Annotated in this window: 17 protein-coding genes and 1 riboswitch; of the genes, 7 read left to right on the forward strand and 10 right to left on the reverse strand. The window is 38.1% G+C overall.

Features of this window, described 5'->3' with window-relative positions; all coding sequences use genetic code 11:
- Positions 1 to 32: 32 nt before the first annotated feature.
- Positions 33 to 1,037: an L-threonylcarbamoyladenylate synthase gene (locus CSP5_RS02390; RefSeq protein ID WP_148689578.1), complete on the reverse strand. Its 1,005-nt coding sequence runs from the start codon at positions 1,035 to 1,037 to the stop codon at positions 33 to 35.
- Positions 1,038 to 1,084: 47 nt separating this feature from the next.
- Here CSP5_RS02390 and CSP5_RS02395 point away from each other — a divergent pair, with 47 nt between their 5' ends.
- Positions 1,085 to 3,463, forward strand: coding sequence for a M1 family metallopeptidase (locus tag CSP5_RS02395; protein ID WP_021789944.1), 2,379 nt, complete (start codon positions 1,085 to 1,087; stop codon positions 3,461 to 3,463).
- Between the two features lie 4 nt (positions 3,464 to 3,467).
- Here the strand turns inward: CSP5_RS02395 and CSP5_RS02400 are convergent, their stop codons facing one another.
- From CSP5_RS02400 to CSP5_RS02425, 6 genes are all read right to left on the reverse strand, one after another.
- The gene (locus tag CSP5_RS02400; protein WP_021789943.1) at positions 3,468 to 4,772 is read right to left on the reverse strand and encodes a TldD/PmbA family protein; all 1,305 of its coding nucleotides are present in this window, start codon (positions 4,770 to 4,772) and stop codon (positions 3,468 to 3,470) included.
- A gap of 9 nt (positions 4,773 to 4,781) precedes the next feature.
- Positions 4,782 to 6,164 (reverse strand): TldD/PmbA family protein, encoded by a 1,383-nt coding sequence (locus CSP5_RS02405; RefSeq protein ID WP_077075955.1) that lies wholly within the window; start codon positions 6,162 to 6,164, stop codon positions 4,782 to 4,784.
- Between the two features lie 2 nt (positions 6,165 to 6,166).
- Positions 6,167 to 7,267, reverse strand: a complete 1,101-nt coding sequence (locus CSP5_RS02410; RefSeq protein ID WP_021789941.1) for a CBS domain-containing protein — start codon at positions 7,265 to 7,267, stop codon at positions 6,167 to 6,169.
- Positions 7,268 to 7,271: 4 nt separating this feature from the next.
- A complete protein-coding gene (locus CSP5_RS02415) occupies positions 7,272 to 8,453 on the reverse strand; it encodes a DegT/DnrJ/EryC1/StrS family aminotransferase (protein WP_021789940.1) in 1,182 nt (393 codons plus the stop codon).
- A gap of 109 nt (positions 8,454 to 8,562) precedes the next feature.
- A complete protein-coding gene (locus CSP5_RS02420; RefSeq protein WP_077075957.1) occupies positions 8,563 to 9,798 on the reverse strand; it encodes an MFS transporter in 1,236 nt (411 codons plus the stop codon).
- A 57-nt stretch (positions 9,799 to 9,855) separates the two neighbouring features.
- Positions 9,856 to 9,954: riboswitch (TPP riboswitch) on the reverse strand.
- 1,223 nt (positions 9,955 to 11,177) lie between these two features.
- Positions 11,178 to 11,489, reverse strand: a complete 312-nt coding sequence (locus tag CSP5_RS02425; protein WP_145983926.1) for a hypothetical protein — start codon at positions 11,487 to 11,489, stop codon at positions 11,178 to 11,180.
- A 394-nt stretch (positions 11,490 to 11,883) separates the two neighbouring features.
- Between CSP5_RS02425 and CSP5_RS09675 the strand changes: the two genes are divergently transcribed.
- From CSP5_RS09675 to CSP5_RS02450, 6 genes are all read left to right on the forward strand, one after another.
- On the forward strand, positions 11,884 to 12,024 hold the full coding sequence (locus CSP5_RS09675) for a hypothetical protein (RefSeq protein ID WP_171970415.1): 141 nt from the start codon (positions 11,884 to 11,886) through the stop codon (positions 12,022 to 12,024).
- Positions 12,025 to 12,324: 300 nt separating this feature from the next.
- Positions 12,325 to 14,703: a DNA-directed DNA polymerase gene (locus CSP5_RS02430; RefSeq protein WP_077075962.1), complete on the forward strand. Its 2,379-nt coding sequence runs from the start codon at positions 12,325 to 12,327 to the stop codon at positions 14,701 to 14,703.
- A gap of 1 nt (position 14,704) precedes the next feature.
- A complete protein-coding gene (locus CSP5_RS02435) occupies positions 14,705 to 15,865 on the forward strand; it encodes a geranylgeranyl reductase family protein (protein ID WP_077075963.1) in 1,161 nt (386 codons plus the stop codon).
- Positions 15,849 to 16,691, forward strand: a complete 843-nt coding sequence (locus tag CSP5_RS02440; RefSeq protein WP_021789936.1) for a DMT family transporter — start codon at positions 15,849 to 15,851, stop codon at positions 16,689 to 16,691. Before CSP5_RS02435 ends, CSP5_RS02440 begins: the two co-directional genes overlap by 17 nt.
- Before the next feature lie 156 nt (positions 16,692 to 16,847).
- Positions 16,848 to 18,041, forward strand: a complete 1,194-nt coding sequence (locus tag CSP5_RS02445; protein WP_077075965.1) for an MFS transporter — start codon at positions 16,848 to 16,850, stop codon at positions 18,039 to 18,041.
- 56 nt (positions 18,042 to 18,097) lie between these two features.
- Positions 18,098 to 18,451, forward strand: a complete 354-nt coding sequence (locus CSP5_RS02450; protein WP_021789934.1) for a DUF488 domain-containing protein — start codon at positions 18,098 to 18,100, stop codon at positions 18,449 to 18,451.
- A 28-nt stretch (positions 18,452 to 18,479) separates the two neighbouring features.
- On the opposite strand, the gene tgtA is transcribed toward CSP5_RS02450, so the two are convergent.
- From tgtA to CSP5_RS02465, 3 genes are read right to left on the reverse strand one after another with little or no spacing between them, the layout of a single operon-like run.
- Complete coding sequence (tgtA, locus tag CSP5_RS02455; RefSeq protein ID WP_241810771.1) at positions 18,480 to 20,351, reverse strand: tRNA guanosine(15) transglycosylase TgtA; 1,872 nt, start codon at positions 20,349 to 20,351, stop codon at positions 18,480 to 18,482.
- Positions 20,352 to 20,365: 14 nt separating this feature from the next.
- The gene (locus CSP5_RS02460; RefSeq protein WP_077075966.1) at positions 20,366 to 22,135 is read right to left on the reverse strand and encodes a ribosome biogenesis/translation initiation ATPase RLI; all 1,770 of its coding nucleotides are present in this window, start codon (positions 22,133 to 22,135) and stop codon (positions 20,366 to 20,368) included.
- A gap of 12 nt (positions 22,136 to 22,147) precedes the next feature.
- The gene (locus CSP5_RS02465; RefSeq protein WP_145983914.1) at positions 22,148 to 22,573 is read right to left on the reverse strand and encodes a DUF6015 family protein; all 426 of its coding nucleotides are present in this window, start codon (positions 22,571 to 22,573) and stop codon (positions 22,148 to 22,150) included.
- Positions 22,574 to 23,006 lie beyond the last annotated feature (433 nt).

Consider the following 23,006-nt stretch of genomic DNA (forward strand, 5'->3'; position numbering starts at 1 on the left):
TTTTGACCCTATGGAGCATTGGTTTAAATTTTTTACCTAAAACCATCCATTTCCGTGATTGGAATGGATGCTCTGTTGATCCGGTTCATAATTGAGAAAAAGTATCCATTTTCATCGAATTTCTCTATAATACCGGCCCGATATTCAGTCTTATCGAGTTCTCTTAGACAATTATATAGATTACCTGAAATTGAAACAGGATCATTTCGACTTCCCAGTATTAGTTTATTTCCTCGAATCATCTGTCCCAGTTCTGATGAAACGATAGGAAGAATATCATTCCTGCTTTTGATCACTCTGAGCAATGCTTCAGGGTCTGCCCTGTAAACATTCTTCGAGGGAGAATAATGCCTGTATTTCATTCCTGGAGACATAACTTTTTCTCCAGTCTTTGCATATTCTACCTTTTTGAAAATCCTGAGAAGATCATCTTCTGTATAGGCACCTGGTCTCAGGATTGTGCATTTTTCTCCCTCGGGCAGGATCACAGTTGATTCAATTCCTATTCTTGTTCTCCCAGCATTATACATCAAATCAACCCGATCCCACAATTCTTCCCTGACATGTGAAATGGATGTTGCACTGGGTCTTCCAGAAATGTTGGCACTTGGGGCAGCAACAGGTAAATCTGACCTTCTTATCAGATCTCTGGTAAAATTGCAGTCAGGTATTCGCATACCTATGGTATTAAGACCTGCACTGGCAACGGAAGAAATAATATCTCTCTTTCTTACAATTACAGTCAGTGGTCCAGGCCATAATCTTTCAAGTTCTTTTGCTTTTTCCACCTCATCCCAGTAACCATATCTGTTAAGATCACTGGTATCACTTAGGTGGATTATAAGTGGATTATCCTGAGGTCTTCCCTTTGCAGTGAAAATTTTTGAACATGCAGAGTCAGAAGTCGCATCGGCTCCCAGTCCATAGACAGTTTCTGTTGGAAAGATCACCGTGCCTCCTCTCCTTAAAATTTCTATACCTGGAATAAGCGTTTCAGGATTGTAAGTGGTACAGTCAGTATTTATTGTTATGGTCATAAATCCTGTACCGTAATTTTTTATATATAATCATTCTATGGAATGACATGAAAAAGATATTAGGATATGATATTTATTATAAAATAGACGTTGAAAAACTGAGTTTTTCAGGGAAGGAGACCATATCCGGGGAATCAGATAAATCTATATGGTTAAATTATTCAGGCATAGCCATAGAGAGTTTCAGGGTGAATGGAAAGGAGACTCCATTCGAAACAGATCAGAAGGAGCAGTTGATAAAATGTTTAACACCTTATACTGGTAAATTTGAAATAGAAATCCATTTTTCAGGAAAAATTGATGAAAGCCTTAACGGAATATACTATTCCAGAGAAAATGGGTTCGTATTTGTCAGTACGCAATTTGAGGCTACAGGTGCAAGATATGCATTTCCATGTGTTGATAATCCAGAATTCAAGGCCGAATTCAGGGTAACCATGGATATCCCATCTGACTATGATGGAATTTCAAACATGCCGCCTGAAAGGATAGAGGATCATGAAGGCAGAAAAATAATTACATTCCAGAAAACACCCAGAATGTCAACATATCTACTCTATTTGGGGGCATCAAGGTATGATATGTTAGAAGGAAAGCATGAAGAAAAACCCATATACCTTGCATCTGCAAAGGGAAAAATGCAGGCCAGTAAAATGCCCATAGGCATGGCTTCTGACACCCTGACCTTTTTTGAGGACTATTTCGACATAAAATATCAACTACCCAAGCTTCATCTCATAGCCGTTCCTGAATTCGCTTTCGGGGCAATGGAGAACTGGGGTGCGATCACATTCAGGGAAATTGAGCTGATGGTAAATGAAAGTACGAGTTCAGCGATTCTTAAGAGAGTGGATGAGGTAATCTCTCACGAACTTGCTCACCAGTGGTTTGGTGATCTAGTTACAATGAAATGGTGGGATGATCTATGGCTTAATGAAAGCTTTGCAACCTTTATGAGTTATAAGGCTCTGGAACACAAGCACCCAGAGTGGGAAATAATGGGCGAGATGGTAACCGGGGAGACAGGAGGTGCAATGACAGGCGATAGTCTCAGGAATACGCATCCGATCCATGTGGAAGTAAAAAACCCAGATGAAATATCACAGATTTTTGATGAGATAAGTTATGGAAAGGGAGGCAGTATATTAAGGATGATTGAAGCTTTCGTGGAGCCTGATAATTTCAGAAATGGAGTGAGGGAGTATCTTAAGGGGCACAGTTTTGGCAATGCTATAGGTCAAAATCTCTGGGAGTCGATAGAGAAAGTTTCAAAGAAGCCTGTTTCGAAAATCATGGACGCCTGGATTACAAAAGCTGGATACCCACAGATTGAGGCATCCGTAAATGGAAATAAGATAAAACTTCATCAAACAAGATTCTTCCTTGATGGCAGTCCTGACAACACACTATGGCCAGTCCCATTAACTGTGGTATACTCTGATGGAGTAAAATCATTCCTTATGGATGAAGAGGAAATGGAAATACCGCTACAGAGCTTCCAGTATATAAATAGTAATAGAACAGGGTTCTACAGGGTAAAATATGATGGTGAGTTAAATGAAAATATAAAGAAAGTTGCACCAACCACCATGGATAAATTCTCAAGATGGGGACTTATTTCCGATTATTCATCTCTCTACTTTTCTAGAAAGATTTCCATTGATGAGCTAATATCTATTCTGAATATGTTCCAATCTGACATGGAATATATGGTTATGGATGAAATATCTGGAATAATAATGAGTTTACACAACATTCTTCAAAATTCCAGAAAGATTGACTCATTTGGCATATCCTATCTTAATGGTATGTTGAATTCCCTTGGCACATTTAAGAGTGGTGAACCAATCAATATTACAGTGATAAGAGGAAGAATGCAATCGGTTCTTTCACTGATAGATCTGGATTATGCAAAGAAGACTGCAAACAGGCTCAGTGACTTCGAGAAAGTATCTCCAGATGAAAGGCAGTCTGTGGCTTATGCCTATGCAATGGCAAGAAACGATCTGGATGGTCTTCTGAAAAAACTTGAAACACTCAGAGTAGACGAGGACAAAATTAAGATAATAAGTGCAATGGGTCATCTAAAAGGAAATGAAAATCTTACAGCTGTATGGGGTCTTATCAGGGACGGAAAAATAAAAAAACAGGATTCATTCAGGGCCATAATGGCAGCATCAGGAGAGGCACAGAACAGACAGTTTATTGTTGATAACATGGAAGAAATTGTTTCGACACTGGACAGATTCTTTGAGGGAACCGGATACACATCAAGATTCCTTGAATCAATGATACCTTATCTGGGACTGCAGGATGAAAAATCTGTGAAGGAATATATATCAGGAAAAAACGAGCCATCATGGGAAAAGGGAGTGAGGAAAGGACTGGAGTACCTTAACATATATAAAAAGGTAAATACTGAGTAAAGTTCTAAAAGGCTTTTGTCACGTGCAGGTCCTGTACCAGCACAGAGGCCATTATGGACGGAGAAACCTCTTCCCAGAATTTCACATTTTTAAGTTCACTTGATACCCCGGATATATTTTTAATTATTTTACCAAAGGAATCGCTTATTCTTACACCGCTAATTCTCCCTGCTATCTCTCCATTCTCAACCCTGAAAATTCCGTCTCTCGGTACTGTTGAAAATACTGCGTTTCTATTATCCTGAAAACGGGTATACCAGGCATTTTTTATGTACAGTCCATGGTCTATGGAGTGAAGAAGATCTTCAACCGATCTGTTACCTGATTCCATAGAAAGCTGAAGTGGTTCTGGACTTATTATTCCTGCATTACCTGTGGTTTTTGTCCCGGAGGTGACTGCAGTAGAATATGAATGTACAAAATTTTCCAGCACCCCGTGAGTTATAAGGTTTTTATTGAAGCATGGTGTCCCCTCATCATCGAATACTGTATAATTTGAGCCATGTTTGTTTAGTGGAGAATCTGAAAGTGTTAGGGATTCAGAAGCGACTCTATTCCCAAGGCTTTCATCCAGATAGCTCATACCCATCTGTACTGAATAAGCGGAAAACAGCGAGGAGCAATATGTAAATATATTGCCTATGACGTATGGAGAAAGGAGTGTTTCGAAGTTTCCAGCCTCAAACTCTATTGAAGGAACTATGAGTGATGCCGTTTTTCCAGCCTCCATACCGGCTTTTTTTGCAATCTCAACAGGATCCTTCGCACTGGATGAGAAGTGTACTCCTTCCTGGCCTGTATTCTGCCCTCTAAATGCCCTTATATCAAAGTTGAAATCATCGTATGTGACATGATGCTCATTGAAGGGTGTTATAATGTGGTCATCAGTATAGGTTCTGTAAGCGAGACCTGTACTTCTCTCAGAACCACCTTCCCTTGCCCCCTCTACACAGGCGTTAACTATATCATCAAGCTCCACAGACTTTTCCTGTTCCTCTATCTTTTCTATAGAACTGTATTTTTCAGGATTTATACCGTTGAACGTATTTGATTCTTCCCCCTTTATCATAGATCTGTAAGATTTCTCTATTTTTTCTTCTATATTAGAGTCGTTATCAAGACTTATTTCAGTTATCTTCTTTCCTGAGTTGAGGAATATTGAAATGCCCTCCCTTGTCCAGTAATTTCTAAGATCTACCAGATTGTTTGAAAACCTTATCTGTTCTATATTGGTTCTAATTAACCTGATCACATAGGAATCTAGCTTTAGTTTCTTTACATTTCTTTTAATTAAATTTAAGTCAGCCATAATTTTACCTCAGGATATGTATATATTCCTTAATCTGACGCTTGGACCACCCATCCATGTGTCAACCCCCTGCTCTGGATCGCCTTTTCCACATGTTCCAGCGGAGAATTCAAGTTCATTGGATACAGCGTCTATTGAGGAGTAGAAATTGACTGTATTTGTTTCAATAGCAGGCTTTCTTACCCTGCCTTTTAGTCTTCCATTTTCAATCAGGAATGCCTCACTTCCAACATACTTCTCATTGAATCTGATATCATCTATATTCCATTCCGTATAACTTTTTATGTAAATTCCATTCTTGATATCTTCAACCAGCTCATCAAATGTATGCTGACCCGGTTCTATATACGTAGTACTCATTCTTGCCAGAGGCTCCATATCCCAGTCGGAAACTCTCCCACCTCCGTTAGGCTCAACTCCATAACTTGCGGCACTCTCCCTGCTGTGGATAAATTCGTTTGTCATTCCATCCTTGTACAGATATCTCTTTCTTGCCCTTATTCCTTCATCGTCATACTTATAATATCCGTAGCTTCCCTTCAAAGTAGGATCGTCAATTACATTTACCACTGGTGAGCCTATCCTGAACGGGTATTTCTTGCCTGTGAGGAAGGATTCGCCAGCAAGTGATCCTTCTCTTCCAGATATCCTGTCCCATTCTGTTGGATGACCGCAAGATTCATGTGCCACTATACCTGCTATTTCTGGACTGATAATCACATCATACCTTCCAGGCTTTGCTGATGGGGACTTTGAAATCTCCTTCAGGTTTTTCACTGCATCCTCAATTTTTTTCTGTATTTCTAGTTCCCTAAAGTTGTCCATTCCACCTGTAGTACCAAACTGTCTGTAAATTTCTTCAAAGGATGTCCCTTCTTTATAACCACCTACCATGAAATATCCGATTCTTGAAAGGTTAGACTCTATTAGGCTACCTGAAGTGTTCTGGTATATCTGTCTGATTTTCTTATGATATATTGCGTTCATTCTTACTGATAGACCATATGACTTCATCATTTCATCAGCGTTTTTCATAATTTCCATTCTGTCTGAACTTTGAATATCTTCTACCTTATGTTTTCCAACAGCATCCCATTTATCTTTGATTCCTCCAGAAACGTCAAGCTTGTTTCGACCTCCTCGGTGACTGTTCCTTATTACTCTGTCTATAATTTCCTGTATTCTGTCAAAATCAAAAGATGAAATAAATCCCATGGAAATGGATTCGTTCATGGCCCTTATGGCAATTCCCTCTCCTGATGAAGTACCTTCCCCCTGAAACTCTGAATTTCTCATGGATGCCCCGGTGCTTTCTCCAGACATGTACCTTACTTCACCATATCTTGCCCCCTTTTCCAGTTTGTCCAGAATCCTGTCCATCAGTTCAATCATGCTTAGTTCTTCTCCTTTTCCCTCTTTGTTCTTGATTCATAATCATCAAATATATCAGAAAGGACCTTTCCAAAATTCCAGCCTGAGGAACTTTCGGTCATGTTTATTTTTCTCCCTATCAACCTTGTTCTTATGGAATATTTGATCCTTCCTTCTTCACTATGGTGCTTCACAACATGGATATTCATGGTTCCATTTTTTAAATTTTCCAGCTTAGAAAATCTTTCGGTAAATTTTTCAACCATTGCGTATATTGTAGAGTATAGATCAGTATCCCCTGCACCAAGTCCTGATATGTTCACAAGAATGCCTTCTGTACTTTCCTTTGACCAGAGTGAACTTATTATGTCATCCACACTCAGTACTCCTACTATTTTCTTTCCCTTGTCACATATTGCTATATTGTGAAGATGGTTTTTAACAAGTTCTTCAGATGCGGTGAAAAGATCTTCATCCTCGTAACAAAATACAGGCTGTTCCATAAGAGAATTAATGTCTATATCTGGATGATTCCTCTCCCCTGTGAAGTCCCCTTTTCTAACTCTCTCCTTTGTTTTCATCTCATAATCCAGTATGTTTTCAACCCTGATCAGACCAAGAAGATTCGTTTTTTCGTCCGCCACATTGATTGTGTCCACATCGTGTGCCCTGACTTTTTCCAGTATTGATTCCAGATCTTCATCAGGTTTTGCGAAATAAGCATCCTGCATTAGATCAAAAGTCTGAACACCCTTGAGTTCATCGAATTCCTCAATGTTCTTTATTATGTCTGTTCTGGAAACTACACCTGCAATCTTTCCATTTTCTACCACAGGTAGGGCTCCCATTGCACTGTCTCTAAGTAGATTTACTGCCCTTTCAAGGGTATCTCTTCTTTTGAGTTCTGGAGATTTCGTCACAAAGTTCTTTATTTTGGAATTCAGATGAATGCTCCTCCTTCTTAATATATCTCTGTAACTGATCATTCCTATATATTTTCTTCCAGACACCACTGGAAGCTGAGCAATTTTGTTATCTCTCATTCTGTTCAGTGCTAGAGATACTGTTGTCTCCTCATCAATTGTCAATGGATTCTCTGTCATTATATCTTCAACTGTCTTCATAATCTCACCTGCAAAATTTTATACTTGAATTTCTCAGGACTTCAGTGATCCTGCTTCTTACATCTTTTCCCTTTATGGCATCGGAGACTACCTCTCCCAGGGTAACCATGTCTGTTAGCCCAATTCTTGTAATTTCCGCTGTACCGAGTCTCCCTTCCGTATCTGCGATTATTCTATTATTTTCTAGTCTCTTGCTTATTGTTTTGAAATCACCATATTTCTGGAAATTATCCTTTGAGAGAATTATCTGGTGACTTTCAGAATACCATGGCGCATATTTTACTGCAATACCTGAATCGTTTAGCGTTCTGGCAAGAGTATATGTGTTTGAAACAATCCATCCTGCATAACTTTCTCCGAATGTTATGAGGTCCTGAGCAGCAATGCCAAGAGCGGCAATCCTATTCGGATGATAGTTATCCATTGTTTTCCAAACAACATTTTCGTTTATTTTTTCAGCTAATTCTTCATTGTTTGTGAGAACAATTCCTCCCTGCGGGCCAAAGAATGTCTTGTGAGTTGAACCGAATAAAATGTCTGAATATTTAAGTGCGTCTGGCTGAAATTTCTTACCAGCTACGAGTCCCATTACATGTGATCCGTCATAAAGGAGCTTTGAACCTGTTTTATCGCAAATTTCTCTTATTCGACCGAGATCATAATGCTTTACAAAAAAAGACTGACCAAGCACAACTGCCTTGGGTTTAATCTCCGTTGCCTTCTTTTCAAAAGAGTCGTAGTCAATTTCCTGTTTTTCCTCACTGTAAGGGATGAATTCAGTCTTGAACCCCAGCATATTCGGAAGATAGTTTTCCATGTATCCGGTGTATCCACCGTTTTCTTCACTTATTGCCATTATTGTATCATTTTTTTGAATTGTGCTCAGTAAACTGATCTCCGCTGCAATATGTCCACCCAGTGGTCTTATTTCCGCAAACTTAGAACCATATAATGTTTTTATGTTTCTCTCTGTTTCGTTGAAAATATTCTCTATCATCTCAGTTCCGCCATAGGCATTTCTCCCATCTGGCATAACATGGGAATATCTCCCACCTAAATCTGTTCCCAATGCCATCTTCACGTGAGAGCAGAGAAAATTCTCCGATGCCTGAAGATTCAGGACATCTCTCCTGTACCTCCCATAATTGTCCACCATTTCTACGATCGATGCCATTAATTCTCCCATATGGTAATTAGCAAGCGGTTATTATAAAATTTGGATTGTTTACACATATTATATATGAAATTTTTATGAATTATAAATATTGTTTAGCAAATTAGGCCATTATCTGCAGTTAATATCGATCGATTACAGGCTTGTAGTCTATATTTGCATTCTTTGTTTCAATTCCGAAATAGAACCAGTAAACAGATGCAAGCAGTCCCATGGCCCAGAGTATGACGTTGATCAGTAGAAAGTTAGATAGATTCAGGGTGCTGGTATAAAAAGTGAATATCGGGTATGCTATCATAGGCCATAGTCTGGTCAGGCCAATAAGTGTCGATCTGTTTATTGTACCGTAAAGTTCAGGTTCAAGAACAGACCTTGAAGCATAGGCAAACTCACTCATGAACATATTTGCAAAAAGTAAGGGAAGAAATATTAGCATGTTAGTAAGATATGGTACCATTATGAAAATTGCAACCATTGTAACTGTGCCAAACAGGAAGGAGAGTAATGTATAATTCTTTCTTCCCCTCGAAATGAGTGGAGCCGCAATGAAACCAGCTACAGAAGAACCTAACAGTGCTACAAATATAATCAGATCATCCTCTGAGCTATTTGGAAACTCTATGGGTGCAAGAACATATGCCATGAGACCAAATGTAAGATACTGAGAGACTGCTATTACCCCCAGAAAAATAAAAGAAGAAATAAGCCTTGGCTGCGAAATGCTTTCGCCGTCATCTTTCAGGTCAATCTTTTCTCTCTCTATTTGGCTTTCATCTGCGTTTCCTGTTTCCTTAAGCCACATCTGAGATTCGGGAATGACTCGTCTTAGAAGAACAATAAATAAAATCAGTAACAATGACCCGATCAGTAGCACAATTCTATCCTGAAGATTGTTAACCACTATGAAAAAGAGACCTGCCATGAGGGCGCTTCCTATGTTATCCATATTAGTCAATATAGTTAACCAGAATGGTCTTTTATTTGCATCTGTGTTCTCAGCAACTAAAGAAAGTGACGATGGTTCTTCTCCACCAACTCCAAACTCTGCCAGTATGAGACCTAGCAGCAAAGGAAGAACGTTATAACTCAGGCTTATAACGATAATGCCTATGGTATAAAATGACATGGTAATAAGAAAAACCTTTTTTCTGCCAATGACATCGGCAAGAATTCCCATGGAGAGATTACCTGCCGGAACCACCAGGGATCCTATTAAAAGAAATATTAGTTTTCCAGTGTGATTGAGATTTCCTATTATGGATCCAGACGCAGCAAGCGGGCCAATTGTGCCAACTATCCCCCAGAAAATAAATGCAAAGGATGTTGATGCAAGGAGGGATGTTCTATATTTATTCATATAGAATACCTCCATAAAATAAACCTATTACAGGCAAACTTCTTTTTACGTTATCGTATGTTGTATCCATCTTCTCCCTCCGCCGGCATTACCCGGGTCAGGTTCAAAGGGTCGATCTTCTGATCCTCTCAGCCAATGGCTCCCCTGAACACAACTTAATTTTATCAAATTATTAAACTGTTTTGTTTTAATACTAATCTATCTTCTTAAGCAAATAGTTTCAAATCAAAAAGAGCAATTGATGCAATTTATCGTTTCATTCTATGCGTATAATATTATTAAAAAATAGAGTTGGTTAATTTGGGACTTCCACAGATTTTATCATCATCTGACTTTAAAATTAGGTTCCCTTCAAATCTTTGGGGGTAATTTATAAACCTTCATTCATTGACATTTTGTGAAATCTGAAGAACGTAAAAGAGACATCTAAATGAGATTCTTGAAGTCATCAAATTTGAAATAAATTCATCTGTTGTTCAAAAGGACTGAACAATAAGATCCTTACTTCAGCGTTCATCCGGATTCAAAGTAAGGGAATTCAGAGACTTGATTATATACCTGTTGGCTGGAGAATTGTGGTTACCTCTGGAATGTTAAAGATATCCGAATAAATTAAAAGAAGGCCATCTTAACCCTCACATGATATCAACTCAACTAACTAATCATAAAATCCCTCTGGAGGTTTAATGGAATAGTGACCGCTATATCTTTTGAATTGTTTCTCTGTTTTTACGATCTGGGTAAAGACAACTAAAATCATTATCATCAAAATTAAGAGATCTAAATAAGAGAACATTATTAAATGATACAATTGAAGTAAACTGTAAACAAATACCAGTTGCCAAGCATCAAAGAAAATCAAAAAAATTTGTGGCCTGGTATATCCTAAAAACACTCTTTTTTTATTAAATGCTTCCATTTTTTTCTTACTTTTAGAGCTACTATAATAGGCATAAGCAAACAAAGCATAAGTAAATATTTCAACCATAATGAAAACTTGAAAGGAAAATGAATCAGCAATAATAATCAATAAAATCCCTCTGGAGGTTTAATGGAATAGTGACCGCTATATCTTTTGAATTGTTTCTCTGTTTTTACGATCTGCCTAATAAGATTTAAAATCAGGATTATTAGAATGAATAGGACAAAATAGTCATATACTGCGAGATGAAGTAATTGTAACATATGGTACAACGCTATAATTGGGATCCCAATGATTATCCATTTAGCTACATCAAATATACTAAAACAAAATATCCTTACTTTTAAGAGTTTTTTATCTAGATCCTTAATATTTTTATGTTTTAACCAAACGAGAAGCGATGTCCATGCAAAAAAATTGATTGGTAAAAGGATGATATCATAATTTATCATTGTAATCACCCAAACAACAGATACGCTGGACTGGTAAAAGAACCAGAATAGGTTTCTCTTTCTTCACATACATTTCCTGTCAATGTTGTATTAATCAGCACAAAGTTTTCTCCATAGGTGAAATGATCCATAGTCGACGGATCATTATATCCTACTGACAAATTAAACCTTTCGCTAAACATACTTGAGGGTTGATAGCATCCATAATAGAAATAAGGATCTGGTATATTACATTGTAAAATATTGCCGTATGTGAGAGGAAAATAACTGTTATTTCGATTAAGCTTTTTCTTGCCTCTATCTATCTTGAATTTCACTTCTATTAAAAAATATAAATCTTAATTTTATTAAAATTTTAGGGTAATTCTAATTGTGTTGCATAAACCATTCAATAATTTTTCCTGAAAATATAATGGGTGTTGTTTGTGAAATTCAACAAACCAAATGATCATGGAAAAGATATGGTCACTGTAAAATAATTACGTGTAAAAAGCATGAGGGGAATTATTCACATTAACTGTATTGAGGATCACATATATGATCTGAAGAAATATAAAATGGAAAGAGGAACGGAAGACCGTTCGTAATTCCCTACAGTTACGTTGAATTCATTGAAGAATCAGATCAGTGTTCAATGCATTATTCAGGTCACTGGAATCATATCTGAGAGTATTTGTATAGGGCAGAGATTCCAGAAATATATTCAATCTTTTGAGGAATAGTGGAATCGGTGCCATTATTCCACTCAGGAAGAATCTCAACACGCTGTCAAGGTTCCCCAACCTGAGGAAGAACGGCAAGGAAGATCAGGAAACCTGGATTAGAGGAACGAAAGTGTTTCCAGGAGTATAAGAAGAGATGGACAGTTGAAATATATCTCCCAAATCTCAAGAGAGTCATGGGAGAGATCATCAAAGTAAGAATACAGATTACAAAATTCAGGAAATTGACCGAAGGAGCTCTGTTATAACATTATGAAGGATGATAGATTGTTATGCAACACAGTTGTGGAATTCCAGAAGTCTTTAATGAGAATACTCGTTAAATATTAAGATCCTAATAGAATGTAATAAAATTTGGATAGTAATAGAATGAAAGAAGTGGATTGGAATTGATGGATATTTTTTTAAGCTGGATATGCATATTTAGCTGATGAAAATAAGTCTTAGAATAATTTCATCCTCATACAGAACTTCAGATACTGTTTTGGAGATATTTGGGAGGACAATCGACGGAACATCAGTAACGGTCCTGTGTGGTGGTTTCGATCCATATTTTGATGTTATAGAGCCAAATGAGCAGGAGATAGAAGGAATCAAGAAGAATCAAGAATTCAAGAGAATGGAGAACCTTGAACTATGGGTCAAGGGAGAGACAAGAAAAGCAATAAGAATTTATGTTAATCATCCATATAAAGTGCCAGAACTGCGCTCCCTTTTTGTTTCCACAGTAATGGCTGCAGATATACCTTTTCACCACAGATTCATCTACGATCTTGACCTTGGGGCCTGTATTGAGGTAGAAGGTGAGGAAGTCATTGACAGAAATAGATATCATACCGATATGGTTTTAAAAGCCGATATTAAAGGCATAAGAACAACTGATGATTTCACACCTGATGTAAGGGTACTTAGCTTTGACATAGAGAATGCATTTCCACCAGATGAAGGTGACACTTATGGAAAGATCATAGTAATAGGCTACTCTATAAGAAGCAAAAAGGGTATAGAAACAGAGAAAGGTGCCATTACGGGAGAAGAGAAGGAAATTCTTTCAAATTTTAATAAGCTTATTCTGGAAAAGGACCCTGATATTATTATAGGATACAACATAGATGGGTACGATCTACCTGTAATTGAATACAGGATGGAACGGTACAGACTCACACTTGATATAGGACGGGACGGATCAAAGGCAAGGAGGATGAACGGCCAGTTCTGGAGGGTAAAGGGAAGGATAATAAGTGACGTATGGTGGAACGTAAAGAAGATCCTGAAACCAAAACATGAAACTCTTAATTATGTTGCAATGGAACTCCTGAACGAAGGAAAGGATGATGTTGACAGGCTTAACATTATGGAAGAATACAAGAACAGACCTAAGGAAGTCATTGACTATTGTATTAAGGATGCAGATCTAACACTGAGGATCATGGAAAAGATGCGGGTTGTTGATAGAAATATGTTCATGTCTACTGTTACCAAACTTCCACTGGAGGATACAACAAATGGCGGAACAAGTAATTATGTGGATTCTTTGCTCATAAGACTGGCAACGCAAAGGAATATTGCAGTTCCAATGACAGCAAGTCAGGCGCTCAAGGACAGGGCAATAGAAGGCGGCCATGTGGAGTCAATAGGAGCAGGACTGTATGATATGGTGATAGTACTGGACTTCAAAAGCATGTATCCATCCATAATTATGAAATACAATATATGTTTCACCACATTAAGTGAAAAAGGAACTATTATTTCGCCTACAGGGGCAAGATTTCTGGATCCATCTGTGAGGAAAGGACTAATTCCTGAATTATTGCAGACTCTAATGGCAAGAAGGGATCAGGTAAAAAAGCAGATGAAGCAGGCCACGGGAGACGAAAAGGACTATTTAGACGGAGTGCAGAATGCCATTAAAATTCTAATGAACACCTTTTATGGTGTCCTCGCTTCTTCATTTTACAGATTCACAAATCCAGAACTTGGTAGCTCGGTTACTTCCTTTGCAAGAAATACGATCATGGGTCTCATTGATAAACTCAAGAAAAAGGATCTAAAGGTGATATACGGTGATACAGATAGCGTTTTCATTGAGTCAGGAAAGAAGGAGCTGACTGATGCGATAAAAATGGGAAATGATCTGAGCAAAGAAATTTCTGACGATTTGCACATTCTGATCGAGTTCGAAAAAATTATGGATCCTTTCTTTTCACATGGAGCGAAGAAGAGATACGTGGGGAAGATAGTCTATCCTATGGATAGTGCTGGAGAAATGCTTGTGAGAGGATACGAGGTTAGGAGAACTGACTCCTTTGATATGCAGAGTGAACTGCTTGAATCGGTGTTTGATTCATTGATGAAAAAAGATGTATCAGGGGCAAGAAAAAATGCAGTAGACGTTATAGAAAGAATGATCAGTGGGGATAGGAGCATAGATATATCTAAACTGGTTATCTCAAGGTCGGTTAAGGATTCAGCATCCTATGCAAACGCTGATTCCATGGCAAATGTGAGAGCCGCAAGAAAACTGCAGGAAAGAGGTGAAAGGTTCATACCTGGAATGAAGGTTTCCTGGATAGTTACCAATAGCAGGGTAACACCACAGGAAGTGGAACCATATATTGATGGAGAGAAATTTGAGGACGAACCTGACTGGCTTTATTACGCAAAAAGGGTTGAGGAAACTGTAAACAGAGTGTTTGAGAGTCTCGATGAGCCCATACACCTGGTGGAGCAGGGTTCCAAATCTGGGAAAAGGCAACAGGCTGTGCATAACAGCAAGAATACAACACTTGATAGTTTCATGGAGGGATAGATTGTTTGATTTTGTTGTCATTGGGGGAGGACCCAGTGGCTCATATTGCACTCAAAGGCTGGCGAAAAGAGGGTTTAAGGTAGCACAGCTTGAGGAGCATCAGTCCATCGGAAAGCCTGTTGAATGCACTGGTCTTGTTTCAAGAAGAGTGACTTCAATGGTAAAGACGGATTCAGTGGTAAACAAAGTCCATGGTGCAAACATATACTTTCCAGATGGCAACCACATAAGAATTGGAAAGGAAGAGGAAACCATGGTGCTGGAAAGGGATCGTTTTGATCAGGATGCTGCTGCAATGTCCATAGGGAATGGTGCAGAGCTAATGTTAAATGCAAGGGTAAAGGACATAAGGAGACAGGATAGGAAAATGAAGATCACCATGAGGAGAGATGGAAACATAGAAGAAGTTGAGGCTCTTGCAGTTGTAGGAGCAGACGGGGCAAACAGTATCACAAGAAAGGTACTGTTCCCTGATCAAAGGTTCAGGAGGATTGTTTCCGCGTATCAGATCGATGGTGCTGATAGGATGGAAGATCAGGATAATGTAAACGTCTTTCTTGGTAATAAATTCAGCAATGGCTATTTTGCATGGGGTACTCCGGCTGGAGACTTCTCTCGCATTGGAACTGCTGGATTTGGATTAACAAGAGAAAAATTCAATTACCTTTACAAAAGGTATCTAAATCCAAATAAAATATCAATAACCGGCGGCCCTATTCCCATAAGTTTCCTCAGAAGACCATATGGTGATGGTGCATTGTTAGTTGGAGATGCAGCAGGTATAGTGAAACCACTCAGCGGCGGTGGAATCTATACTGGAATGGTCTCAGGAGAAAAGGCTGCAATAACAATGGAACGGGCATATGAAAAGGAGGATTTTTCAGAAGGAACACTTTCCCTATACAACAAACTGTGGAAAAAAGAATTAGGTGCAGAACTTAAGAGAGATTTCCGGATACAGAAACTATACTCAAGGATCACTGACACCTCATTTAACATCATAGGCAGAAAGATAACCACTGAGAGAATGACACATTTAATCAATACCATAGGGGATATTGATTATCCCTCAAGAGTTGTTCTTAAAATGCTCATCAGGAATCCATCCATAGTTAGAAACGTATTATTTCCAAGGAAAGAAAAGAATGCAGAACGAAACTAAGTACTCATTTTTAATCATAATAGCAACTCTTTCGTGGGGAATCACATTTCCACTGATCAAGATATCACTGGAATACATGTCTCCTGTAATATTTCTTGCCATTAGGTTTTTGATATCAACAATTGTGATGATTCCATTCATAAAAAACAGGAGTGATCTCACAGGATTGAGGCAGGGATTTATTGCCGGATTCTTTCTGTTTCTTGGATATTACTTCCAGACCATAGGACTATATTTCACGACACCAGCTATTTCGGGATTTGTTACCGGCCTTTACATAGTACTTGTTCCAGTAATTGCATACCTTATTTTTCGCCAGAGAATTTCAAAAAGTGATCTATCGGCGGTAACTCTTGCATTTGTTGGTCTTTTGATTATTACAGTGGGAGAGGTAAGTAACTTTTCACTTCAGCTAGGAGATCTTCTTACTTTCATATGTGCCGTTGGATACGCAATGCAGATAATCTATGTTTCAAGGAATAATAAGCTGGATATGGTGAAATTTACCTTTTTTCAAATGGCAGCAGTTTCACTTTATTCAACCATAGCAATACCTACCTTTAAGATATATTTCAACTTTTCATCTCCAATTCTCATCTTTACTATCGCTTTCACTGCAATTTTTGCAGGGGTTGTGGCATATTTTATAACCAACAAGGCACTGGTTTACGTGAAGCCTGAAAAGGCAAGCATAATAATGGTTTCAGAACCAGTGTTTGCTGCAATTTTCTCAGTCATACTTACAGGAATACCACTTTCCTATTACACTATTGGAGGGGGAGCTCTGATGGTTATCGCAATGTTAATGACAATAGTGCTTGTATGAACTCCATCCCTAAGTATATATTATATTGGTGAAAACTTAATAACTATCTAAGAAACTTGGAATCAATTAAATAATCATTATTAATACACACTAACGGCAACTTCACCTTACGCTTTTAATATAAAAAATCTTGATAGAAGGATATGGATCCTAAGTATGACAAGGTTCATTCGTGCCTTTGGAAGGGGTTCAACTTTCATTTTCCTACCTTTAATCTTCATAATAGTTTATCACATAAGTTTTATAATTACCGGTCTTTTTCTGGGTTCTGCCACACTTCTAATGGCTTTTGTCCAGTATTACTCTGGGATACTGACAGACAGGATCGGTAGAAGAACAATTCTTGTATATTCCCAAATACCAGCAGTGGTTTTCTATCTGCTGATCTATTATACGGTTGCAAATCCGTATTATTTTGTTCTCCTGCTTGGATCATGGTACGGAACAATAATAATAAACTCAATACAGTACCCGGCAGTACAGGCTTCTGTAGCAGATATAACATCGGTAAGAGACAGACTTTCAGGTTACACGATAATGAGGATAATGGCTAATCTCGGTATTGCCATAGGGCCACTGCTTGGGGCATATCTAGCATACTTTGGACTCCAATACATATTCCTGGTATCCAGCGCTGTTACCGTGGTGGAAATTTTCATGCTTTATTTCCTAATGAGGGAAACCTATGTTCCATCAGATCACATTCAGGTAATGAAAGGGGAGTTGAGCAGGACATATATGAAGGATAGATTTTTCGTCGTTTTCATAATTATAGGGGTACTTCTACAGATTTTCATGAGACAAAGAGGATCAACATTTACAGTTTATACAATCGTATTGCAGAATCTTCCTTATATGTATCTTGGATATATATGGGCGCTCAATGGAATACTTGTGGTGGCTCTTCAGTTTCCATTACTGAGGCTTATGACGAAGGTTGGAAATCCAATGATGTGGAGAGGCGTCGGAACACTTTTTTATGCTATCTCTTTCCTCGTTCTTACAGATTCAACTGCATTTCTAATACTGGCACTCTTTATGACCATATCAACCTTTGGTGAGGATCTACTTTCCCCAACCACCCAGAGTATTATCACCACTCTTGCACCAGATAATATGAGGGGCTCCTATGTTGGCGTTTACAACTTATATTCAAGTTTTGGAGGGTTTGCAGGTGCAATTATCGGACTATATCTTCTGTTTGTTTTACAGAGTGTTTCAAGCACATACTGGTTCTACATTGCTATAGGTACTGTGGTGGTCGCGGTTATGTATATGTTCATAAGTGGTATGTTCTCCCGTAGAATGAAGGAAATGGAGGAAACCGTAATTTCAAGCAATGTCGGATGAGAATGTGAAGGAATATTAATAAACCTGTATCATCCTACCATAATGGGAAAAGTATCATGATAATTTTGAAAAGGGTCTATGATCTTGAGGATGGAGACATTGGGACAAGAATTCTGGTTGAAAGATTGTGGCCAAGAGGCATGAAAAAAGATTCCCTTAAATTGTTCTGGTGGGCAAAAGATATTGCTCCTTCCACGGAACTTAGAAAATGGTTCAATCACGAGGATCAAAAGTATGCTGAGTTTAGGGAAAGATATATGGAGGAGCTAAGGCATAACAAAGACATCCAAAAACTTGCAGAGATATGTAACAAAGGAGATGTTATTTTCCTGTACAGTGCAAGTAATGAAAAGCACAACAGTGCTGTAGTACTTAAAGAATTTATTGAAAAAAATAGCCATAACTATTAAAATTCTTAAAAAGTGATAGCACAAACTCTTAACTTGTGGTCTCCTGTATGTGATGATTGATTGTAACAGCAACACCATCTTTGTACATTCTCATTTCCCGTCCGGATACCATTGCCCTGCCAACAGCAATAAGTGAGTCATCAGGATCCACAACAAGAACATCATTCAGTGGAATTATTCCCATGTCATTTTGTTCTACGAATTTGAAGAAAACACTTTTTCCCTGAGAATTATATGTTGCACTTTCCCTGGTGACCATCACTCTATTATTCATTCCTTTAGAAACCTCATGTAATTTAAGCCCTCCTTCAAAGGTGAGACCTATAAAGCCATCATGGGCTCTCATGGTTGCAAGTATACTATCATTCCTCGAAATAGTCCTGATCCTGCCTGTTGCTTTTGAAACTGTAATTTTGCAGTCATCTGGAAATATACTTTTACCATTTCCTTTTCCAAACTGGAAATCTGCAACTCTTCTAAGTTTTTCAAGGTTGAAATTTCTGACCTTTTCATAACCATTATCTCTCCTGAATAATGTTCCTTTAGTTTCTTTCTCATAACCCGAAATCACCTGTTCCACAGGATATATCTCTTCCATCTCCACAGGGATTTTCAATCCGTACCAGTTAATACAGAAATTCTCTTCTGATTTTTCATAAACATTCCTCACAAAATCCTGGCTTAGTCTCGCTGGTTTCCACTCCCTGGATGATAAGGTGCTGTAAGTACCCTTTTCAGGTTCAAGCTTCTTTAATCTAATCCCATAGGGTGACCTGTTAGTCTCTGTTCCAAAGTGGAAGAGTGGACTCTTCCTGTAAAGTTCAAAGTAAGGTTCTATTCTTTTTGAGTGTGTCAGTATTCTTTTAAATGCGGAATATAACGAAGGATGTGATCTGGATTTAGATTCAATATATTGCCAGAGTGTGTTTTCTCTAATTCTTTCCCTTATTTCGGATAGTTCCTGGAAAATTGCAAATAAATTGTGTTCAGCAAGGATTGAATATCTTTCTTTTTCTTCAAGAGATTTTATTTCCTTTATCGTAAATCTTTCATTTAGTGGACTCCAGTAGGGAAGCTCTGTCACATCTGCCAGATATCTTGTGCCTTCGGTGTAAAGAAGTCTGTCATCCCTTGCATATTTAACGTAGGATGCCGAATCAAACATATCAACTCCAAGAAGTACTGCCATTCCCATGAACATAGGATGGCCACCTCCAAATAGGTGAACGGGCTTTGAGAAGTCACTTGCAAGTTTTGATTCAAGAATAATATCCACGAGGTTACTGTATTTGTACTGTTCCAGCAACGGAACAACGCCACCTATGGGAAGATAACTTGCATCAGTATCTGACATTAGTTTTGCGCTTCTACGCCTCAAATCTCTATAAATAGACCCCTGGATAGGTCCAGAAATATTATGACTTTTTGCTATATCCTTTATCTCTTCGAATCTCTTGTGAGTTTCATCTACTGCCAGTCTGGCTTTTTCATGGGAATCGCTGGGCGTGGAAAATATATCTAGAATTGTGGAAATATCGCTCTTTATATCTATCTGAAATTCTACAGTATCTCTGTTTTCATATTCTACTCCACCATAAACATAACTCTGGAATGTTCCGGAATCGGTCATTATAGTTCCATCAAAGCCAATAAGGCTGTGAAGGCCGTTTTTAAGTGCCTCATCCTTCAGATCCTGGTTTCTTCTTATAATATAACTATTTGTTATAATGGCCTGTGTTCCAAATTTCTTCATGGTATCTATTGGTATTGTACGCAAATTAGGATTGATCACAGGCATTATGTTTGGTGTATCAACATACCCATGGTCTGTCTTAAATCTACCTATTCTTGCAAGACCTTCTCTGTGAAGAATCTGCATTGTTAAGCTCTGTCCTGTCATTTAACTGCCATTCATCAGGAGTAATAATACTCTCCCGTAGAAACCTGCTCCCTATGCATGCTGCTTCCTGGTTTGTTAATCCTTGGTCTACCAGAATTATGGTCTCGCCTGAACGTTATGTTCACTTCCTTAAGGAACGTATTCATACCTTCCCTCATTGGCATTGGTCCTCTTGCTATTCCCTGCACCCCAGATTGTCCAAGGAAGATCATCAGCTCGTCAGAAATAATGTCAATGAAATAAATATCATGGTCGACAACCATCCCTGTCTTCTTCCTGTTTTCCATTGTTCTCTTTATAATCTTGGCAACCTCCATCCTTGTTGAGCTATCAAGATTTGCAGATGGTTCATCCAGTAGATATAGATCAGCATCCTGTGCAAGAGTCATTGCGATTGAAAGTTTTTGCAGCTCCCCTCCAGATAGGCTACTCACCTCACTCTCCATTAGAGGATCTATACCAAGAGGTCTGAATAACTCATTTTTAACAAAATTATCACTCATTCTCTCCTTTAACGTTTTGAACAGAAGGTCTTCGCATGTTCCTTCAAAATCCGTTGAAATATACTGTGGCTTATATGCGACCTTCAGCTTTGGCTCGTAGGACCCTGAATTAGGAGTCATCACACCTGCCAGTATCTTTACAAAGGTTGATTTACCCAGAGCATTCCTTCCTAAAATTCCAGTAACAGTTCCTATTTCCATCTTCCCAGGCATTACTTTCAGTTTGAAATCTCCAAGATCAGCATCGATCTCACTCCAGTGAACTAGTTCCGGTGAAATGATCTTTCTGGTTGATGCTCTAGTTTCGAATACAATTTTTTCCTTTCTTATTCTGATGTTTTCCTCCTTCATGTAACCATCAAGAAACTGGTTAATTGCCTTATTTGGAGACTTCTGCTGTACAATAACTCCATAGGCACCGGGAGAACCATATACAAGATGAATCTGATCACTTATCCAGTCAAGAATAGCGAGATCGTGCTCAACAACAAAAATAGTTTTCCCCTTTTCAGCAAGTTTTGTCAGAATTGAAGCAACACGTATCCTTTCTGAAATGTCCAGATATGAAGAAACTTCATCGACAAGCAGTATATCACCATCCTTTATGAGTGCCATTCCAACTGCAAGTTTTTGTAATTCCCCTCCAGAAGCACTTTTTACGTCCTTATTCAGAGAATTTTCAAGGGAAAGCTCCGCTATTATATCATCTGCCATTCCAAACTCATCGGCATTCTTGAGAATGCTTCCGATAGTTCCCTTAACAACCTTTGGAATCTGATCGACAAATTGACTTTTTAAAACAACCTTTTTTGTTTTATCATATACATTCTGGAAATAATCACCAAGAATGCTGTTTGAGTATTTCTTCAGCACTTTTTCTTTTGACCCACCATTATCATAGTCACCAAAATTTGGAATAAGCACTCCGCTCAGTATATTCATGGTGGTGGTCTTTCCCATTCCATTTGGTCCAAGGATTGCGGTTATCCCCTTCGATGGAACTGGAATAGAATAAATTCTAAACGAATTCTCTCCATATTGATGCACAATATCCTTATTCAGCTCATCCGGAACCGTAATAATTTTTATTGCTCCAAAGGGACATCTATTAACACAGATACCACAGCCAATACATAGATCTTCAGTTATGAGTGGATAAACGGTCTCCTCCGGGAATGTAATTGTTCCTATCCCGGACCTGACAGGAGGACAATAAGATTGGCATTCGTGATTGCATTTTTTAGAATGGCATTTAGACTCATCTAAAACTGCTATATGCATTAAAAACCACTATCAATTTACAGTCCAGTATTCGTCCGGTATTTCCTCGTAAACAGAAAATTGTTCTGAATTTCCAACATCATTCAAATCCAATTTCATGTTTGCAAGTTCAATTATTTTACTTACATTTAGGATCCAGTAATGAATTCTCCATTCCCTGCCATCAAACAGTGTGGTTTCCTCCCTCTCTGTCTGAAGAACTCCAATATCTTCCATTGTATAAAACGCATCCCTGTCTTCTGGTTCCAGCATGTTGTCAATAACTCTATCACTATACCCAAAAAAATTAATCAAATGCTCGGCCGCAGAAAAAGATTCCTCAAAACTCATCCTCCTGTTCTGAAGACTCAATCCTTTGCTAATGGCATTGGAAAGTTCACTAATATTGGTAAAATTTCGCTTCTTCTTTTCCTTATTATTAATAATATTATCAACCATGTAATCGCTCCATTGAATGTAGATATAAGATATACTAAATCTACTAATAACCTTATTGTTACAAACTTGAATTAATTTTTCAAAGATAATTTCATCATTTATTATGTGGAACTTTCTTTGAGTCATTCCCTTTTTTTGTTATAGTGAAATTGGAATTGCTATAAAGGTAATATTCGAACCCTGACATTCAGGATTATGTTTGCAATTCAAGATTCTCTGTTAGAAGATAACTGGAATTAATTCATTCACTTCTATGGTACAAATCATTTAATCATCACATATGATTATAAGAGCAGGAGTGACAAATTTAGCAGTATGTAATTCAGCCCACTTTGCCTCTAATTACGATGCAATTTCTGGTAGAAAAATTCTGAAACGAACAAAGAATGTCTGAATTGAATAAAATACTAGTATCATCTTAAGATTTAAAGCC

Origin of the sequence: Cuniculiplasma divulgatum (assembly GCF_900083515.1) — an archaeon.
GTDB lineage: Archaea > Thermoplasmatota > Thermoplasmata > Thermoplasmatales > Thermoplasmataceae > Cuniculiplasma > Cuniculiplasma divulgatum.

What these genes read in the sequence shown, in the direction of transcription:
- CSP5_RS02405 (WP_077075955.1), bottom strand. Translation starts at nt 6,164, where the DNA reads ATGATTGAACTGATGGACAGGATTCTGGACAAACTGGAAAAGGGGGCA.
- CSP5_RS02395 (WP_021789944.1), top strand. Translation starts at nt 1,085, where the DNA reads ATGAAAAAGATATTAGGATATGATATTTATTATAAAATAGACGTTGAA.
- CSP5_RS02415 (WP_021789940.1), bottom strand. Translation starts at nt 8,453, where the DNA reads ATGGGAGAATTAATGGCATCGATCGTAGAAATGGTGGACAATTATGGG.
- CSP5_RS02440 (WP_021789936.1), top strand. Translation starts at nt 15,849, where the DNA reads ATGCAGAACGAAACTAAGTACTCATTTTTAATCATAATAGCAACTCTT.
- CSP5_RS02400 (WP_021789943.1), bottom strand. Translation starts at nt 4,772, where the DNA reads ATGGCTGACTTAAATTTAATTAAAAGAAATGTAAAGAAACTAAAGCTA.
- CSP5_RS02460 (WP_077075966.1), bottom strand. Translation starts at nt 22,135, where the DNA reads ATGCATATAGCAGTTTTAGATGAGTCTAAATGCCATTCTAAAAAATGC.
- CSP5_RS02465 (WP_145983914.1), bottom strand. Translation starts at nt 22,573, where the DNA reads ATGGTTGATAATATTATTAATAATAAGGAAAAGAAGAAGCGAAATTTT.
- CSP5_RS02390 (WP_148689578.1), bottom strand. Translation starts at nt 1,037, where the DNA reads ATGACCATAACAATAAATACTGACTGTACCACTTACAATCCTGAAACG.
- CSP5_RS02410 (WP_021789941.1), bottom strand. Translation starts at nt 7,267, where the DNA reads ATGAAGACAGTTGAAGATATAATGACAGAGAATCCATTGACAATTGAT.
- CSP5_RS02445 (WP_077075965.1), top strand. Translation starts at nt 16,848, where the DNA reads ATGACAAGGTTCATTCGTGCCTTTGGAAGGGGTTCAACTTTCATTTTC.
- CSP5_RS02450 (WP_021789934.1), top strand. Translation starts at nt 18,098, where the DNA reads ATGATAATTTTGAAAAGGGTCTATGATCTTGAGGATGGAGACATTGGG.
- CSP5_RS02420 (WP_077075957.1), bottom strand. Translation starts at nt 9,798, where the DNA reads ATGAATAAATATAGAACATCCCTCCTTGCATCAACATCCTTTGCATTT.
- tgtA (WP_241810771.1), bottom strand. Translation starts at nt 20,351, where the DNA reads ATGACAGGACAGAGCTTAACAATGCAGATTCTTCACAGAGAAGGTCTT.
- CSP5_RS02430 (WP_077075962.1), top strand. Translation starts at nt 12,325, where the DNA reads ATGAAAATAAGTCTTAGAATAATTTCATCCTCATACAGAACTTCAGAT.